Below are 18,621 nucleotides of genomic sequence, written 5' to 3' on the forward strand. Positions count from 1 at the left end.
TCACTCCCAAAGCCTTTTTAGGTTTCTTCTGAGAGACTTTATATTAAAATAAAGGGAAAAACAATCAAAGGGAGTGACGAAGATGAAGCGATCAAAAAATAAACAAGTTGTTATTGGTGAATCAACGAAAAAAAACATTTATCTTCAAGATATAGAACAGGAAACGCAAGCTTTTATTCTCCAAAACAATCCACAATTGACAGCTGAATCGATGATTACATTGGCGGAGTTACTTAATTATCGTTTGGATTACATGAAACAATTGGTCGCAAATGATTCTGAAAAAATCCAACAACTGAATGAATTGGTGGTTCAACATATCAAAGAAGATAAGCTGATTTCCAATAATATGAATGAAAAGATGGAAAAGAAATTAACCTTTGGCCAACGAGCAGCGGATACCATTGCTAAATTTGGCGGTAGCTGGGTGTTTATTGGCTTCTTTTGCTTCGTGTTGATTGCTTGGATCGTGATTAACTCTACCACTTTATTGGGACAACCATTTGACAAATATCCTTATATTTTGCTAAATCTCGCCTTATCTTGTTTAGCAGCTATCCAAGCACCGATTATTATGATGAGTCAAAACAGACAAGAAGCCCGTGATAGAGAACAAGCGAATAATGATTATAAAATTAACTTAAAAGCAGAAGTAGAAATTAATTTATTACATGAGAAAATGGATTATATTATCAATAATCAACTAGAAAATTTGGTAAAAATCCAAAATATTCAAATTGAACTTTTAGGTGAATTGCAAGAACAACTCGCCGCGACTTCTGAAAAGGAGTAGTATATAGAAGAGGTCAGGACAGAACCGTTTAGCTCCGAGAACCAAGTAGGTACTGTTCAACATCTATTTGCTTTGCAAATAGTGTTTCTCAGCAATAAGAAGAAATTTCCGAAAATTGTCATAAAACACAACGAGGTACGAGTTGATGTTGCATGATACCTACCCGGTGCTCTTTAATTTTTGGAGACCAAGTAGGTATTGTTCATCATCGAATCACTACGTTCTTCGTGATTCTCAACAATTTCGGCTTATTTCCGAAGGACCTTCACCAAGTAGGTACGATGATTTCATCTGTTCATGCTTCACAGTGAAACATCGCAACTCTTAGAGCTGTAGCTCTTTTGAAGGCTGTACTGTGACGAGACGCATGTCGAGAAAACATCTTAGAAGTTGTTGAGATCGAAGCAACGCGTAGTGTTGGTTCTGTTCCCGCCGTTTATCAGGCTTTTTTTATTGTGTGTAAATACACAAGCAAAATAATCGCTTTCCCTTTTTTATTCACCGTATAATGGGATAGAATGACTTTATACAAAAGGGGAAAACAAGATGAAATACCAAGTATTACTTTATTACAAATATACAACAATTGAAGATCCAGAAGCTTTTGCGAAAGAGCATCTAGCTTTTTGCAAATCATTAAATTTAAAAGGCCGTATTTTAGTAGCGACAGAAGGGATTAACGGAACGTTATCTGGTACTGTCGAAGAAACAGAAAAGTACATGGAAGCAATGCAAGCAGATGAGCGCTTTAAGGATACATTCTTTAAAATTGATCCAGCAGAAGAAATGGCGTTCCGCAAAATGTTTGTTCGCCCACGTTCTGAATTAGTGGCGTTGAACTTAGAAGAAGACGTTGATCCATTAGAAACGACGGGGAAATATTTGGAACCTGCAGAATTTAAAGAAGCCTTACTAGACGAAGACACTGTTGTAATCGATGCTCGTAACGATTATGAATATGATTTAGGTCATTTCCGTGGTGCCGTGCGCCCAGATATCCGTAGCTTCCGTGAGTTACCACAATGGATTCGCGAGAACAAAGAACAATTTATGGATAAAAAAATTGTTACCTATTGTACTGGCGGGATTCGCTGTGAAAAATTTTCTGGCTGGTTATTAAAAGAAGGATTTGAAGATGTTGCTCAATTGCATGGTGGTATCGCCAACTATGGAAAAAATCCAGAAACACGTGGCGAACTTTGGGACGGCAAAATGTATGTCTTTGATGACCGAATCAGTGTCGAAATTAATCATGTTGATAAAAAAGTTATTGGGAAAGACTGGTTTGATGGGACACCTTGCGAACGCTACATTAACTGTGCAAACCCAGAATGTAATCGTCAAATCTTAACTTCAGAAGAAAATGAACATAAACATTTAGGCGGCTGCTCATTAGAATGTAGCCAGCATCCTGCCAACCGTTATGTAAAAAAATATAATTTAACAGAAGCAGAAGTTGCTGAACGTTTAGCTTTGTTAGAAGCGGTTGAAGTATAAAAATAATAAAAAAATAAACAAAAAAACTTCGAAAATTATTTTTTGAAGTTTTTTTGTTTATTTTTTTGTCTTTAAAAGTATTGATTTTAAAGCTTTCTTAGCTGAAACCATTTTATTTTTTAAAAGCGTCTGAAAAAAATAAAAAAATCTAATAAATATTTCTTTTATATAATGTTTATTGGCTGGGCCAGTCAATGTTGAAAATGGGGAAGGAGGAATTCAGATGAAAATCATAAAAAGGTTTAGTTTGGTATGTTTAGGGCTATTGATCATTGGGTTGCAAACAAAAAGCGTTATGGCTGAAGAAAATAATTATGAATCAAATGGTCAAGCGAGCTTCTATGGTACCTACGTTTATGAGAATGAAAAAGAGTCAAATGACGTAGCGGATACCCAACAATCAGAAGAACAGGGAAGAAACAATTTAACTGCTTCTGGACAAGCAGTTTTACCTAAAACAGGCGAGTCTGAAAATCTGCTGTATTCCTTGATAGGAGTTAATTTGTTGGGGGGAGTCATTTATTTAATTAATAAAATGAAACGAGAGAAGGAGCTTATTTAATGAAAAAAACTGTTTTACTTACATCGGCAACCATACTTTTAGGCGTAGGGTTTCAAGCAATAAACGCATCAGCAGCAGAAACTTTTCCGAAAGAATACAATACGGAAGGCACAATTACTTTTGAAGCAGGCGATAACGAAATCACACCGCCAGTTGATCCAGAAAATCCCGATCCTACTGATCCAGTAGACCCAATTGATCCTCCAGGGCCAGGAACGGGTGGTGCCTTATCAATTGATTATGGGTCAAAATTTAAATTTGGTACACAAAAGATTTCTACGGCAGATCAAACGTATTATGCTGCGCCAGATGAAATGAAAGATGGTTCAAAAAAACCAACCTATGTACAAGTAACTGATAAAAGAGGAACGTTAGCAGGATGGAAACTAACGCTTTCCCAACCTGAACAATTTAAAACAGCTACTGGAGAAGAACTAGTCGGCGCTCAATTAACGTTTACAAAGGCAGAAGCTGCCTCAATGGTGGATGAAAAATATAAACCTACTGAAGTCAGTAGTACTATTTCCTTAACACCTGGTGTAAATAATAATCTAGCGATGAACGCTAAAAAAGAAACAGGTGTTGGGACTTGGGTTTATCGCTTTGGTTCAAATGAAGCAACAAATAAAGAAGCTGTCCAATTATTCGTTCCCGGAAAATCTGTAAAGCTTGCACAACAATATTCAACGAAGTTAGTTTGGGCATTAGAAGATACTCCCGTTAATAATTAAATAAAGGAGAAAAGCAATGAAAAAACAATTCACAGGAATCGTTCTATGCAGTACATTTGCAGTTGCTGGTTGGTCCTTACAAGCGAAGGCAGAGGAGCCAAAAGAGTATCGTTCGAATGGTTTAGTAGAATTTATTCCGAACGTAGATCCGACAGAGCCGGTTGATCCAGAAAATCCCGATCCAGAAAAGCCAGTCAAACCAATTGATCCAACAGACCCAGAAGGTCCCAATCCTGGTACCCAAGGACCACTGTCTATTGATTATGCTTCAAGTTTTGACTTTGGGAAAAATCGTATTTCGAATAAAGACCAAGTATATTTTGCAAGAGCACAGCAATATCAAGAAAATCAAAAAGATACACCAAATTTTGTGCAAATTTCTGATAATAGAGGAACCAATAGTGGTTGGTCTTTAACGGTTACGCAAAAGGAGCAATTTAAAGCAACAAAGGCGACTTTAAATAGTCAGTTGACAGGTGCGCAAATTTCTTTAGCTAACCCGACTGTTAATAGTAATGCGCAAAATGTTGTGAAACCAGAGGCAACAAATAAGATTGCCCTTGTTCCAGGGACCGCATCGCTAGTGGCAGCTGCGAAGCAAGGAACTGGTGCGGGAACTTGGGCTACTTATTGGGGCAAAGTAGAAGTGGTTGCAGAACGCGATGAAACCAATACGGTACACAATGTTAATGTTACAAAAGATGTCGCGCTATCAGTACCAGGGTCAACCCCTAAAGATGCCGTGAAATATCAAACAAAATTATTGTGGACGTTGACGGATGTACCAGGAATTTAAAAAGTAGAGGTGAAGAGAGATGCGAAACAAACAAAGCCTAGTCTTTTTGGCAAGTAGTTTATTCTTACTACTCCTTGCGCCTATTACTAGCGAAGCGATTAGTAATCCTTCGACAAATATCAACGAAGTCAATCGGGAAATAGTGGAGGAATCGGCCAATGATCAGGCAACTAGCGCTCCTTCTCACTCGGAAACATTAGAGCAAGAACCTTCCCTAGAAACGACAACAACAACCGATAATCATCCAGCAGAAACAGACCAATCAACGGCTACTTTAGAACCTAGCAAACAACAAAAGGATGACGATAACAGTGTAACGGAATCGGCGATAGTTGAACCACAGCCGCGCATGTTGGCTGCGCCATACGCTACTTCATTGCCTGATGATCCTAATATCATTCCAATCGACAAGGTATTTCAAGAGCCAATTGGAAATGCAACAAGTATTTTAGAAGGTGGGAAGTTATTACAACTAAACCCAGCTGTTAAATCACAAAAAGGAGCTATTTGGTCAAAAAAACCAATCAGTTTATTGTCGGATTTTACCTTTAAAAGTTATTTGTATTTAGGAAACGAGTATGCAAATGCTGGTGATGGTATGACCTTTACCTTAACGAATGATCCTAGAATGTCCACAACGCCTCAAGAAGTCATTGGTTCACCTGGGATGGGAATCGGTGCATACTCCACGAAAGCTGGTCAACCTTATGTTAGAAATGCCTTATCGATTGAGTTTGATACCTATAAAAATACTGGTAGTTCCAACCGAATGGACCGAGAAATTTCACAAGATAAGGGAAATGGGCATTTAGCTTTTGTCACTCCGAAAGCTAATAACAACAGCTATACAGGGGAGCATTCAGGCGTCACTGTTGCGCCAACCTATCTATCTAATGGAACCTGGCGCATGTTGACTGTTCATTGGAATGCCGCAACCAAAGCATTAACATATGATTTAGAAGGTGTGGGCACGAATACGTATGTAGTTTCAGATTTAAATGCACAATTTGGCGCAACAACGGTTTATTGGGGCTTTACATCATCCACAGGTGGCAAATACCAAGAGAATGCTTTAGCAATGACACAAATTCCTACCAACGTTACGTCACAAGCAGCCCTTAGCGTGAATGGTCAGGAATTTAGCTCAGCTGTTGAAGCAGTGAAAAATGATCAGGTGAGACTACGGAATACGTTGAATATTGACAATGACTTTATCGAAGATCGTCAACCGCAAGTAAGCATTGACTTACCTGATGAATTAGCATATGAAGAAAATTCATTAATGATTGATGGTAAAAAGGTAGCAGCCAAAGATCTGACACAAACAGGGAATCACTTAACAATTGCTTTAAATGACTACCTAGTTTTAAAGAAGGACATGATGATTGAATTAAAAACAACCCTTCAAGATAATACGCCCGAAAAAGTTTTAACTATGAACTTTGACTATTATGAAGAAGGAACCTTACTGCAAAAGTCAAATAATGTAACGATTACTATTCCTAAACCAACAGAAAAAACAGTAACCGTTTTTTATAAAGACGCGGAAGATAAAGATATTGCCCCACCTAAAAGTGTTACAGGGAAAATTGGTGCACCCTATCAAGAAAAACCCCTAGATATTTCTGGCTATGTTTTTACAAAAGACTCGGGCAATACGGAAGGAATAATGACAGAGGAAACAAAAGATATTTATTTTTACTATCGTTTAGGGGAACTATATTTTAAAGAGGCACCAAAACAGATTACTTTTGGTACGGAAAAGATACGTAATCAACCACTAATTAAACTTGGGCATCCCACCGAAGGACTCAAAGTCGTGGATGAACGTAACGCAAATAATTGGCGCTTGCAACTAAAGCAAACGCAACCGTTAACAAATGATTCAATTGTAATGCCAGATGTTTTTTCTTTCGTTTCAACTGTTGGAAGCTCTCAGATTACAAATGAGGCAATTACGCTTTTAGAAAGTAATCAGAAAGGTGAAACAGATTTAACAGCATTACTTGATGAATCAAAACAACAAGGAATTCAAATCAATGTTCCTGTAGCTTATCAAAGAGTTGGAACATTTAAAGCTCGTTTATCTTGGGCGTTAGAAGACGTACCAGGAAATTAAAGAAAAGAATGGAGAAAAGAAAATGAAAAAAGTAACAACAGTATGTTTATCCACATTTATTTTAGGGAGCTTAGGCATGACTTCTCAAGCCTTTGCAGAAGATGGCGGTAGTTATACATCTAATGGTATCGTAGAATTTACACCAAGTGAAGATCCAACTAATCCGGTTGACCCAACGGATCCAACTAATCCAGTTGATCCTATTGACCCAACAGATCCTGAAGGTCCTAATCCAGGAACAAACGGTCCGTTGTCAATTGATTATGCGTCAAGTCTAGACTTCGGTGTTCAAAAAATCACGTCGAAGGATCAGACTTATTTTGCTGCTACCCAAAAATACAAGACGGTAGGCGCAACCGATGAAGTCAAAGAAGGGCCTAACTATGTCCAAGTAACAGATAACCGTGGAACCGAAGCTGGCTGGTCATTAAAAGTGAAACAAGAAGGACAATTTAAATCAACTTCTGGTAAAGAATTGACTGGGGCAGCTATCACGTTTAAAAACGGAAATGTAGTGACTGCTTCAGATTCAGGTAAACCAACAGGCCCAGCCACAATCACGTTGAATTCAGATGGTAGTCAATCAGATGTAATGAGTGCAGCAAAAGGAAACGGTGCAGGAACTTATTTATTTGATTGGGGAACAGATGCAACTACAGCTGCTAAAAGTATTGAGTTAACTGTTCCAGGTTCTACAACCAAATACGCTGAAAAATACGTCACAAAATTAACATGGACGTTGACAGACGCTCCAGGAAATTAAACGAATTTTAAAAAGAAGAATAGCGGGGAACATGGTTACCTGCTATTCACTACATATAGAAAAGGAGTAAATAATTTGAACAGAAAAAAACAACGATTTCTTTTTTTTCCGATACTACTAATTCTTTTAGCGTTAGTACCTAGCAATGGTTTTGCCAGTGAATTTAATTTCGCGGTTACGCCTATTCCATCAGAAAAACAAGTAGATAAAGAAAAAACTTACTTTGATTTATTACTAGCACCAAATGAAGAAACTGAGTTGAAAGTGAACTTGCGCAATGATACAGATAAAGAAGTAAAGGTAGGTATTTCCATCAATAGTGCCATTACCAATTCAAATGTAATCGTGGAGTATGGTGAAAATAAGGGGAAAAAAGATCAAAGTTTAGCGTTTGATATAAAAGACTACGTTCAATACCCTAGCTCAGTTCGTTTAAAACCGAAAAGTGAACAAACGGTTTCTATTAACGTCAAAATGCCTAATACACCCTTTGATGGAGTGTTAGCTAGTGGTATCACTTTTAAAGAAGAAACGTCGGATGAAGGCAAACGCCAAGACGATAAGAGTCAGGGGTTATCCATTAAAAATGAATATTCGTATGTCGTTGCATTATTGATGCAACAAAATAAAAAAAAGGTTGAGCCGAATTTACTTTTGAAAAAAGTCTCACCAGGACAGATTAATGCTAGAAATGTGATTTTAGTCAATCTACAAAATGATCAAAAAACATATATTAACCAAGTTGCCTTTTCGGCAGAGATTACCAAAAAGGGACATGAAGAAGTTTTATATAAAGAGGAAAAAGCAAACATGCAAATTGCGCCAAATACCAATTTTTCTGTTCCTATTGCGCTAAAAGGGCAACCACTTAAGCCAGGAGATTATCATTTGTCTATGACCGTTGTTGGGAATAAAGATGCTGTAGGCTCATTTAAAAAATCAATAAACAATGAATCGATATCTTTTAGAAATCAATGGCAATTTGAAAAAGACTTTACAATTAATGGCGAAGTTGCCAAAGAATTAAATGAAAAAGATGTGACCTTAAAAGAAAATCATTCAAATTTATATTTGCTGATTGGCTTACTACTATTATTGATAGTGATTTTAATCATTGCCTGGTTGATTTGGCGAAAAAAGAAACAGGAACAAAACGAAAGAGAAATATAAAGAGTAGTTAATTTTTGATTTGATTATCGGCAACGTTTTTGTTTGTTTTTACTTATCAAACATGCAGTTTATTCAACAAACCTAACTCAAAAAAAGAAATAATAAGAAGGAGTATTGTTAAATATCGTCTGATACCACTTTACTAGTTATATTTTTTGTTTTGTTATGTAGCTAAAGTATTTGGCAATATATGTGAGAAAAATGGATAAATACAAACATTTACTATTATGGAGTACATTGTTACTCTCGTTTTTTCAAGTAACCACTGTGCAAGCAGCAGAAGAACAGAATCCAATTTATAATCCGACCAATCCAACAGAAGAAATTTATCCGATTGAGAATACTGGCACACCAGAAAAAATGGAAGAAACAAATGAAAGTACTATTACTAGCGAAACGCAAGCGGAAGAAAGTAGCGAAGACGTTAGTAAAAAAGAAGTGACAACCAATAATCCAAAAACAAATGAAGAAAGGCCTTCTTCCAAGAAAAGTCAGCATCAAGTATTTTTCACGGATGAATTATTTGATGCTAGCCATATCACCATTGTACCAAATAGCACAGGCGGTGCTGGAACGGAGGGGCAAAACACTTTTTACTTGAATTTCATACAGGAATTAGTAGGAACGGCTATTTATGGGAGAAAGAACTGATAAATGATGAATTATGAAATTTTTTTAAATAAAGAAGATCAACGAAGTTATTCCTTGCTAAGGCATTTAGAAGAAAGTCCCACGCTATCAGGTACTTTTATTGCACTTCGCGAAGAATTATCAATGTCGAATTTTTTAGTCAAAAAAACATTAGAAAAATTAAAAGCAGATATTGACAATCTAAAGTTAAGCGACAGCTTAACTTTAGTCGTTTCTGATGTAGATGTTACACTTGAAATTGATGGAAACTATTCAAGTAAACTTTTGCTCACGAAATACTTAACAGAATCGCTCTCTTTTAAATTAGTCTTGTCTTACTTTAGAGGGAATTATAGTTTGACAAAGTTTGCTGAATGTAATCATGTCAGCACCTCTGTGGCGTATAGTACCTTACAGCGGCTAAAAAAAGCCTTAAAGGAGTATCAGATCTATTTTAGTAAGCGGGAAATTGTCGGCAATCAAAAAGCAATTTCATTTTTTTTGTATAAATTGTTCACGCTTTCCAATCAACCAATTTCCGAACTATATTCGGTAAAAGTTTATAATGAAGCGAAACGTGTATTACAGTCTGTTGAGTTAAACTATACTTTCACCACCTATGAGCGACGCAATTTTTTCCATTATTTAGCTATTATGATTAACAACGAAGGACGTGCGGTGGAAGGGATCGATACGCGTGCACTGAATACATTTTCAGAGGAACTAATAAAAAAATCGCAAGTGGCATGGGCATTGGCTTCAAAATCATTAACGTATACGATTGTTTTTTTCTTATATTTGCATGGCAAACTAGAGAAAAAATATGTCATTCACGAAGATCCTACGATTGAAAGCCTAACTCGTGTTTTCATTGGAAGTTTTGAAAAAGCATTTAATTGTTTAGAGGAGTCAACAAGGAATACTCTAGAAGAAGGGTTAGCAATTATTCATTTCAATGTTATTTACTTTCCGATTAATATGTTTGACGATTTTGAAATGGATTTACAGTTTTTTAAGCAAACATATCCGGAATTTTATTTTTATTTAATTGAATATATTCGTTGGTTAACAGCAAAACATAAAAAAATTGCGAAAGCCAATCACTGTTTGTTTTTTAACTATCTATTGTTGCTGATTAATCATGTTCCGGTTCATTTAATTGCAGAGCCAGCCAAGGTCCTAATTGATTTTTCTTATGGAAAAGAGTATAACCAATTCATCAAAAAAAATTTATCCGTCTATGTGAATTTAAATGTAGAAATTATTGACCCGTTATCAGATACCTTACCAGATGTGGTGATTACCAATTTAAATAACTTGTATCAAGAAGAACAGAGTAAAGTTATGGTTTGGCTGGATCCACCTCGTTCGATTGATTGGGTCAATTTAACGCAATCATTATTGACTATTCAAGAAGAAAAATATCAACAACAAAAAGAATCGACAAAGACAAGCGGTGATCCTATCGAATAGAATCATCGCTTGTCTTTGTGTTTAAGTCTTTACAAAACCACCCAAGTGTTTTATAATATGAATATACATTCATATGAATAGAAAAACATTAATGAGGAGGCGCATAACAATGTCAAAACAAACAGGTGCACACACACATGAAGAAAAAGGTAAAAACGTTCCAGTTATTCTCTTTTTTACAGGATTGGCTCTTTTCTTTATCGGTTTATTTTTAGGGAACATGCTCTTAGTGAAAAATATTCTTTTCTCGTTAGCTGCTATTTTAGCTGGTTATCATATTATTGGGGAAGGCTTTGGAGATACGTATCGGGATACGAAAAACAATCGAAAGTTTTCGCCTAATATTCATTTGTTAATGACCTTAGCTGCAGTTGGTTCAGCATTAATGGGAAGTTTTGAAGAATCAGCATTGTTGATTTTGATTTTTGCGGCGGCGCATTTCCTTGAAGATTATGCCCAAGGCAAAAGCCAACGTGAAATTACAAAACTATTAAATTTAAATCCAACAGAAGCTCGCCTGATAACAGACGACGGCTCAATTCAAACTGTGTCAGTTGAACAATTGAAGATTGGTGACCGCGTGCAAGTCCTCAATGGTGCGCAAATTCCGACAGATGGCGTCGTGATTGAAGGAAGTACCGCTGTGGATGAATCATCTATTAATGGGGAAAGTATTCCCAAAGAAAAAAATAGTGGGGACCCAGTTTTTGGTAGTACTATGAACGGTTCAGGCACAATTGTTGTTGAAGTAACGAAAGATAGTTCAGAAACAGTTTTTGCAAAAATCGTACAGCTCGTGAACCAATCACAAGAAAATCAATCAGAAATTGCAAGCAAAATTAAACGATTTGAACCGAAATATGTCACACTAGTTTTAGCAGTTTTTCCACTAATTGTTTTAGGTGGCGCATTACTTTTCCAATTGACTTGGGCTGAAAGTTTTTACAGAGGCTTGGTCTTCTTAATTGCTGCCTCCCCTTGTGCTTTAGCAGCGAGTGCCGTTCCGGCAACTTTATCAGGAATTTCCAATTTAGCGAAACAAGGCGTTTTGTTTAAAGGTGGCTCATTCTTATCAAATTTAGCTGAAGTGAAAGCACTCGCTTTTGATAAAACAGGCACGCTAACAAAAGGCAAACCTGAGGTCACAGATTATCTTTTTGTTGATGGCTTAGAAGATCGCCAAGACGAATTAGTAGCTGTTTTAACAAATATGGAGAAAAAATCCAATCATCCATTGGCGACGGCGATTGTTAATCGCTTTGAAGCAGAAACAACGGCTTTAAATTTAGAAGTAGAAAATATTGTCGGGGTGGGTTTAGTAACGACCATTGCAGACACAACTTTTAGAATTGGTAAACCATCTAGTTTCGAACAAGTGCCAACAATCATTGAGAAACAAACAACGAAATTAGCGAGTGAAGGCAAAACGGTAGTGTACTTTGCCGAAAATGAACAAGTGATTGGTTTAGTGGCATTGATGGATGTTCCTAATGAAGAAGCAATGAACGCCATTCACTATTTCAAGTCACAAAATATTGAAACAACAATGATTACAGGAGATGCAAAACTTACGGGTGAAGCAGTTGGCCGCTTAGTAGGCGTGGACCAAGTTTTTGCTAATGTTTTACCTGAGGAAAAATCAGCGATTGTTGATCAATTAAAACGCGAAGTAGGAATGACTGGGATGGTTGGTGATGGCATTAACGATGCGCCCGCTTTAGTGAATGCTGATATCGGAGTGGCGATGGGGGATGGTACAGACATTGCTATCGATGTTGCAGACGTGGTAGTGATGAAAAATGATCTTTCTAAATTAGGCTATGCTCACCGTGTCTCAAAACGCTTGAATAAAATTGTGCAGCAAAATATTATTTTTTCAATGTTAGTGGTAGCAACGTTAATTATCTTGAACTTTTTAGGTATTGCGAATATCGCATTTAGCGTACTTATTCATGAAGGAAGTACCTTAGTGGTCATTTTTAATGGCTTGCGTTTATTAGTTAATACAAAATAAGCCAAATAGTCACTTGCAAGAAAGGAGAGAAAGCGATGAATTCTTTAAAAATGATTGAACTTTCTCTCACCGACGTTGTCATTCGGATGGCTCTAGCCGTGGTTTTTGGAGCTTTGATTGGGTTAGAAAGAAGTATTAAAAGAAAAGGCTTCGGTATTAGTAGTAATGCCATTTTATGTTTGGCCTCCTGTACGATTTCCATTTTACAGATTCAATCGGTGGATATTTTAGTCGATGTGGTGAAACAAAATAGCGCCTTGGCGTCCATTATTTCTATGGATATTACACGATATGGCGCCCAAGTGATTAGTGGTGTAGGCTTTCTCGGTGCGGGGATTATCGTTTTTAGAGAAAGGAAAGTTTCTGGGTTAACGACAGCAGTAATGATGTGGAATGTTACTATTATTGGTTTAGTCATTGGGATGGGCTTTTTAACCATTGCGTTTATCAATCTCGTGGCGACTTTGCTAGTATTAGCTCTGGCCCATTTTAAACGAAAAACTCCTTTAAAAAGATTGCAGCTTATCGTAAAAATGAAGGAACCCATGATTAAAGAAAGCCGACTGCATGAACAACTTCAAGCTTCTTTAGAAAAAGGGGAGCGCTTAGTAGAATTGACTTTGGAATCAGAACAAGAGGCAGTGACAGCAAAGATTTCTTATGTAGGCAAAGAAGATTTCTGGCATTCCAACTTGCACCATCTCTTAAAAGAAAAAGGGCACGTTCAATCTGTCTCTGTCACGGAAACAATTTAACCATAAAATAAAGCACTTGGGCGCTAGCGCGCGCCAAGTGCTTTTGTTTAAATATTTAATACTTTATCTAAGAAATCTTTTGTTCGAGGGTTTTGAGGATTTTCAAAGACTTGCTCTGGCGAACCATCTTCTAGGAAGTTACCGCCATCAATGAACATTACTCGGTTAGCCACTTCTTTTGCAAAGCCCATTTCGTGAGTAACGATGACCATTGTCATTCCTTGTTTTGCTAAATCTTTCATTACACCAAGAACGTCGCCAACCATTTCTGGATCAAGGGCTGATGTTGGCTCATCGAAAAGCATAATATCAGGATTCATCGCTAACGCACGTGCAATTGCGACACGTTGTTTTTGACCACCAGATAAAGAATCTGGATAGGCATCTTTTTTATCTGCCAATCCAACACGTTCTAAAAGTTCTAACGCTTTTTTCTCCGCTTCGTCTTTTGACAAGCGACCTAAATCGGTTGGTGCTAAAACAATATTTTCTAAAATAGATAAATGTGGAAACAAATTGAAATGTTGGAAAACCATGCCGATATGTTGACGGACTTGGTTGATGTCCGTATTTTTATCTGTCAAGTTCGCACCATCAATAATAATGTCTCCGCTAGAAGCTTCTTCTAATTGATTCAAGCAACGTAAAAAAGTACTTTTACCAGAACCAGAAGGACCGATGACGCAGACTACGTCGCCTTCGTTAATAGAAACATTAATGTCGTTTAAGACCGTGTTGTCACCATATTTTTTTACTAAATGTTCAACTAAGATTTTTTCAGTCATATTAGTTCACCTTCTTTTCAAGGTTTTTCGCTAATTTAGTTAAACTAGTAATTAAAATTAAGTAGATTAACGCAATAACGAAGTAAACCATTGTACTTTGTAATGTCCGAGCAACAATAATTTTTCCTGTTTGTAGTAGTTCGATTAAGCCAATTGCTGAAAGGATAGTTGTATCTTTCAATGAAATAACAAATTGGTTAATGAAGGAAGGAATCATAATGCGAATCGCTTGTGGTAAAATAATTTTTTGCATTGTCCGATTATAGGAAAGACCTAAACTTCTTGAAGCTTCCATTTGGCCAACTGGAACAGCTTTGATTCCGCCGCGCACAATTTCAGAAATATAGGCACTGGCATTTAAAGTTAATGTGATAATCCCAGCAATGAAGACCGGGATATTAAAGCCAAGCACACCAGGTAATCCGAAATAGATGAAGAACGCTAAGACCATTAAAGGAATTCCACGAATTAAATCAACATAAATGGTTGAAAGTACACGTAATGCTTTGATTGGTGAAACGCTGAATAATCCGAAAATAACGCCGACAATTAAAGCAAGTACGAAGGAAATCAACGTTAATAGAATCGTCATCCATAAACCGTGTAACAATTGTTTCCAGTTGTTTTGCATGAAGCCAACAAACGTAGATTCGTCAGCTGTTTCTTCTTTGGCTTCGTTGCCATCTTTCACGTAAGTGCCGATAATTTTATCGTATTCACCTGTACGTTTCATTTCTTTTAAGCCTTCGTTAAACATTTCAAGTAGTTCAGGATTTTGCCCTTTTTTGACAGCAAAACCGTAAGAACCACCTTTTTCACGAGGAATTGGTGTCGCTAGTGGTTGATTTTGCGCAACCCCGTAGCCAATGACAGGATAATCATCCATCATGGCATCAACTTCGCCAATTTCTAATGCACTGTATAATGCATCAGTTGTGTCTAAATACTTAATTGAGTAATCATATTTCTTTTTATTTTTTTCTAAGAAATCAGCACTTTCAGTACCAATTTTTACGCCGACTTTTTTGCCTTTTAAATCATCATACGATTTAATTTTGTCATTGCCTTTTTTGACCGCAATTTGAATGCCGCTATCAAAGTAAGGAACAGAGAAGTCGAAGGCTTTTTTACGATCATCCGTAATCGTCATGCCTGCAACCATCCCATCTGCTTGACCAGATTCAACAGCTTGGACAGCAGAACTAAAACCAATAAATTTAAATTCAACAGTAAAACCTTGCAATTCAGCTGCACGTTTGACTAAATCTACATCAATTCCGACATAATCGCCTTGGGCATTTTGAAACTCAAACGGAGCAAACGTAGAATCACTAGCAATCACATATTTCTCTTTTTTAGGAGTGATTTTTTTCATCTGTTCGCCAGCGTCTTGTGTGTTTGTTTCATCACCTGTCGCTAAGTAGTTGTTTAAAATTTTATCATAAGTACCATTGTCTTTAAGATTTTTCAAACCAGCGTTGAACTTTTTGATTAATTCAGGGTTTTGACCTTTTTTCACTGCGAAACCATAAGAACTGCCTGTTTCTTTATCGCCAACTAATTGTAATTTTTGGCCATTTTTCACTGCGTAGCCCAATACAGGATAATCATCAACGATTGCATCCGCTTCGCCGTTTTCTAAGGCTTTATAAAGACCCGTTGCATCGTCAAAATTTTTGATGGTGTAGTCATATTTCTCTTTATTTTTTTCAAGGAAATTGGCACTTTCAGTTCCAACTTTAGCCGCAACCGTTTTGCCTTTTAAATCATCATATGATTTAATTTTGTCGTTTCCTTTTTTAACCGCTAATTGTAAACCGCTATCGAAGTATGGATCTGAAAAATCAAAGGATTTTTTTCGCTCATCCGTAATACTCATTCCAGCAATCATGCCATCAATTTGTTTAGACTGAATCGCTTGGACTGCACTATCGAAGCCTAATGGTTTTAAATCCACTTCAAAACCTTGATCTTTGGCAATCGCATCTAATAAATCAACGTCAATACCAATGTATTTTCCTTTTGAGTCTTGGAATTCAAAAGGGGCGAATGTTAAATCCGTTCCAATTGTATATTTCTTTCCTTCTGCATGTGCTGAAGTGCCACTAATGAATGTTAGCAGAGTTACCATCATCACAAAGAAAGAAAGTAAAAAGTGTTTCCTTTTCATAAAATACCTCCTAGTTTTGCATATTGAACAATTATATAGTAAGAAATAGGAAGCTGACAAGTATTTGAACGCTAAAAAGAGAAAAAAACTCTAATTTCCTTACATTACATGTTATGAAATGTAACATAGAAATTAAGAACAAAAGATTAAGATCAGTTGAAGTCCGAAACAGCAAAAGTGGCGAAAATATGTTCGGTATGTTAAACTAATAAGTGGACATTCTGCCAGAATGGGCCGATAATTTAAGAGAAATTAGACACTTTGAGGGGGAGTTATAAATGATCGAAAGAGAAACTTCCAATACCTTTCATTTGGCTTCTAAATATGAGCCTGCCGGAGATCAGCCAGCCGCTATTGCTGAACTAGTTGACGGTGTCAAAGGTGGAGAAAAAGCTCAAATTTTACTTGGAGCGACCGGAACAGGTAAAACATTTACAATCTCTAATGTGATTCAAGAAGTGAACAAACCAACATTAGTGATTGCACATAATAAAACACTAGCTGGACAATTATACGGGGAATTTAAAGAATTTTTCCCAGATAATGCGGTCGAGTATTTTGTCAGTTACTATGATTATTATCAACCAGAAGCATATGTACCCTCAAGTGATACATATATTGAAAAAGATTCCAGTATTAATGATGAAATTGATAAACTACGCCATTCAGCGACAAGTTCTTTATTGGAACGAAACGATGTCATCGTGGTAGCGTCAGTTTCTTGTATTTTTGGTTTAGGGGATCCGCGGGAATACAGTCAACAAGTTGTTTCATTACGTGTGGGAATGGAAATGGATCGTAATGAGTTACTAAAAAGCTTAGTCGATATTCAATTCGAACGAAATGATATTGATTTTCAACGGGGGCGTTTTCGTGTCCGCGGTGATGTGGTTGAGATATTCCCAGCTTCACGGGATGAGCATGCGCTACGTGTTGAATTTTTCGGAGACGAAATTGATCGAATTCGTGAAGTAGATGCGTTAACTGGTGAAATTGTCGGCGAAACAGAGCATGTCGCTATTTTTCCAGCAACACACTTTGTGACGAACGAAGAACATATGGAACACGCCATTTCGCAGATCCAAGAAGAATTAGAGGCACGTTTGAAAGTGCTTCGCAGTGAAAACAAATTATTGGAAGCCCAACGTTTGGAACAGCGAACCAACTATGATATTGAGATGATGAGAGAGATGGGCTATACGTCAGGGATTGAGAATTACTCTCGACATATGGATGGTCGCCAAGAAGGGGAACCGCCATATACGCTGTTGGACTTTTTCCCAGATGACTTCTTACTTGTAATCGATGAGTCTCATGTAACAATGCCGCAAATTAGAGGAATGTATAATGGCGACCGAGCACGGAAACAAATGTTAGTGGACTATGGTTTCCGTTTACCAAGTGCACTTGATAACCGACCGCTTCGTTTAGAAGAATTTGAACAACATGTAAACCAAATTGTTTATGTATCGGCAACACCAGGCCCTTATGAAATGGAACAAACAGCGACTGTTGTTCAACAAATCATTCGACCAACAGGTTTACTAGATCCAGAAGTAGAAATCCGCCCAATTATGGGTCAAATTGATGACTTGGTGGGTGAAATTCATGAACGGATCGAAAAAGATCAGCGAGTGTTTGTCACAACCTTAACGAAGAAAATGGCCGAAGATTTAACCGACTATTTCAAAGAATTAGGCTTAAAAGTTAAATATTTGCATAGTGATATAAAAACACTGGAAAGAACGGAGATTATTCGCGATTTACGATTAGGCGAATTTGATATTCTAATTGGTATTAACTTATTACGTGAAGGAATCGATGTGCCAGAAGTTTCCTTAATTGCGATTCTAGATGCGGATAAAGAAGGCTTCTTACGTAGTGAACGCTCGTTAGTGCAAACGATGGGACGGGCTGCCCGGAACGCCGAAGGAAAAGTCATTATGTATGCAGATAAAATCACCGATTCGATGCAACGAGCTATGGATGAAACGGCACGACGTCGGGCAATCCAAGAAGCATATAATGAAGAACATGGCATTGAACCAAAAACAATTATTAAAGAAATTCGTGATTTGATTTCTATTTCCAAAACAGCTGATAAAGATGAAACAGTGGTTCAATTGGATAAATCATATGAAGATTTATCAAGACAAGAAAAAGCTGATTTATTAATGAAACTTGAAAGAGAAATGAAAGATGCGGCCAAAGCATTAGACTTCGAAACTGCAGCCACATTACGAGATACCATTCTTGAATTGAAAGCTGCCAAATAAGTCAACCAACGGATTAAGTAAAAGATACGATGAACCATCGTATCTTTTACTAATCTTTTCTCTATAGAATGACTTGAAATGATTTGA

Annotated in this window: 15 protein-coding genes; 13 read left to right on the forward strand and 2 right to left on the reverse strand. The window is 37.0% G+C overall.

What is annotated here, in order from left to right; translation table 11 throughout:
* Nucleotides 1–82 precede the first annotated feature (82 nt).
* The 12 genes from IGK70_RS02450 (at nucleotide 83) to IGK70_RS02505 (ending at nucleotide 13,303) form a co-directional block, all read left to right on the forward strand.
* The gene (locus IGK70_RS02450; protein ID WP_010713876.1) at nucleotides 83–793 is read left to right on the forward strand and encodes a DUF1003 domain-containing protein; all 711 of its coding nucleotides are present in this window, start codon (nucleotides 83–85) and stop codon (nucleotides 791–793) included.
* 546 nt (nucleotides 794–1,339) lie between these two features.
* Nucleotides 1,340–2,290: an oxygen-dependent tRNA uridine(34) hydroxylase TrhO gene (gene trhO / locus IGK70_RS02455; protein ID WP_002358723.1), complete on the forward strand. Its 951-nt coding sequence runs from the start codon at nucleotides 1,340–1,342 to the stop codon at nucleotides 2,288–2,290.
* A 178-nt stretch (nucleotides 2,291–2,468) separates the two neighbouring features.
* Nucleotides 2,469–2,852 (forward strand): LPXTG cell wall anchor domain-containing protein, encoded by a 384-nt coding sequence (locus IGK70_RS02460; protein WP_162783044.1) that lies wholly within the window; start codon nucleotides 2,469–2,471, stop codon nucleotides 2,850–2,852.
* Nucleotides 2,852–3,583, forward strand: coding sequence for a WxL domain-containing protein (locus IGK70_RS02465; protein WP_010713875.1), 732 nt, complete (start codon nucleotides 2,852–2,854; stop codon nucleotides 3,581–3,583). Before IGK70_RS02460 ends, IGK70_RS02465 begins: the two co-directional genes overlap by 1 nt.
* Nucleotides 3,584–3,599: 16 nt before the next feature.
* Complete coding sequence (locus tag IGK70_RS02470) at nucleotides 3,600–4,379, forward strand: WxL domain-containing protein (protein WP_002420004.1); 780 nt, start codon at nucleotides 3,600–3,602, stop codon at nucleotides 4,377–4,379.
* A gap of 19 nt (nucleotides 4,380–4,398) precedes the next feature.
* The gene (locus IGK70_RS02475) at nucleotides 4,399–6,498 is read left to right on the forward strand and encodes a lectin-like domain-containing protein (protein WP_104855875.1); all 2,100 of its coding nucleotides are present in this window, start codon (nucleotides 4,399–4,401) and stop codon (nucleotides 6,496–6,498) included.
* 22 nt (nucleotides 6,499–6,520) lie between these two features.
* The gene (locus IGK70_RS02480; protein WP_220421685.1) at nucleotides 6,521–7,261 is read left to right on the forward strand and encodes a WxL domain-containing protein; all 741 of its coding nucleotides are present in this window, start codon (nucleotides 6,521–6,523) and stop codon (nucleotides 7,259–7,261) included.
* Between the two features lie 75 nt (nucleotides 7,262–7,336).
* A complete protein-coding gene (locus IGK70_RS02485) occupies nucleotides 7,337–8,431 on the forward strand; it encodes a DUF916 and DUF3324 domain-containing protein (RefSeq protein ID WP_104874200.1) in 1,095 nt (364 codons plus the stop codon).
* 201 nt (nucleotides 8,432–8,632) lie between these two features.
* Complete coding sequence (locus IGK70_RS02490; RefSeq protein ID WP_104855877.1) at nucleotides 8,633–9,082, forward strand: hypothetical protein; 450 nt, start codon at nucleotides 8,633–8,635, stop codon at nucleotides 9,080–9,082.
* A gap of 3 nt (nucleotides 9,083–9,085) precedes the next feature.
* A complete protein-coding gene (locus IGK70_RS02495) occupies nucleotides 9,086–10,534 on the forward strand; it encodes a helix-turn-helix domain-containing protein (protein WP_002358731.1) in 1,449 nt (482 codons plus the stop codon).
* 109 nt (nucleotides 10,535–10,643) lie between these two features.
* A complete protein-coding gene (locus tag IGK70_RS02500; protein ID WP_002386153.1) occupies nucleotides 10,644–12,548 on the forward strand; it encodes a heavy metal translocating P-type ATPase in 1,905 nt (634 codons plus the stop codon).
* Between the two features lie 35 nt (nucleotides 12,549–12,583).
* Nucleotides 12,584–13,303, forward strand: a complete 720-nt coding sequence (locus IGK70_RS02505) for an MgtC/SapB family protein (protein ID WP_002361276.1) — start codon at nucleotides 12,584–12,586, stop codon at nucleotides 13,301–13,303.
* Between the two features lie 47 nt (nucleotides 13,304–13,350).
* Here IGK70_RS02505 and IGK70_RS02510 read toward each other — a convergent pair whose 3' ends face one another.
* Both IGK70_RS02510 and IGK70_RS02515 read right to left on the reverse strand, forming a co-directional pair.
* Nucleotides 13,351–14,088: an amino acid ABC transporter ATP-binding protein gene (locus IGK70_RS02510; protein ID WP_002355616.1), complete on the reverse strand. Its 738-nt coding sequence runs from the start codon at nucleotides 14,086–14,088 to the stop codon at nucleotides 13,351–13,353.
* A gap of 1 nt (nucleotide 14,089) precedes the next feature.
* The gene (locus tag IGK70_RS02515) at nucleotides 14,090–16,258 is read right to left on the reverse strand and encodes an amino acid ABC transporter substrate-binding protein/permease (protein ID WP_002355617.1); all 2,169 of its coding nucleotides are present in this window, start codon (nucleotides 16,256–16,258) and stop codon (nucleotides 14,090–14,092) included.
* 278 nt (nucleotides 16,259–16,536) lie between these two features.
* Here IGK70_RS02515 and uvrB point away from each other — a divergent pair, with 278 nt between their 5' ends.
* Nucleotides 16,537–18,534, forward strand: a complete 1,998-nt coding sequence (gene uvrB, locus IGK70_RS02520) for an excinuclease ABC subunit UvrB (RefSeq protein WP_104855879.1) — start codon at nucleotides 16,537–16,539, stop codon at nucleotides 18,532–18,534.
* Nucleotides 18,535–18,621: the final 87 nt, after the last annotated feature.

Source organism: Enterococcus sp. DIV0358, from assembly GCF_051713465.1.
In the GTDB taxonomy this organism is placed as follows: domain Bacteria; phylum Bacillota; class Bacilli; order Lactobacillales; family Enterococcaceae; genus Enterococcus; species Enterococcus faecalis.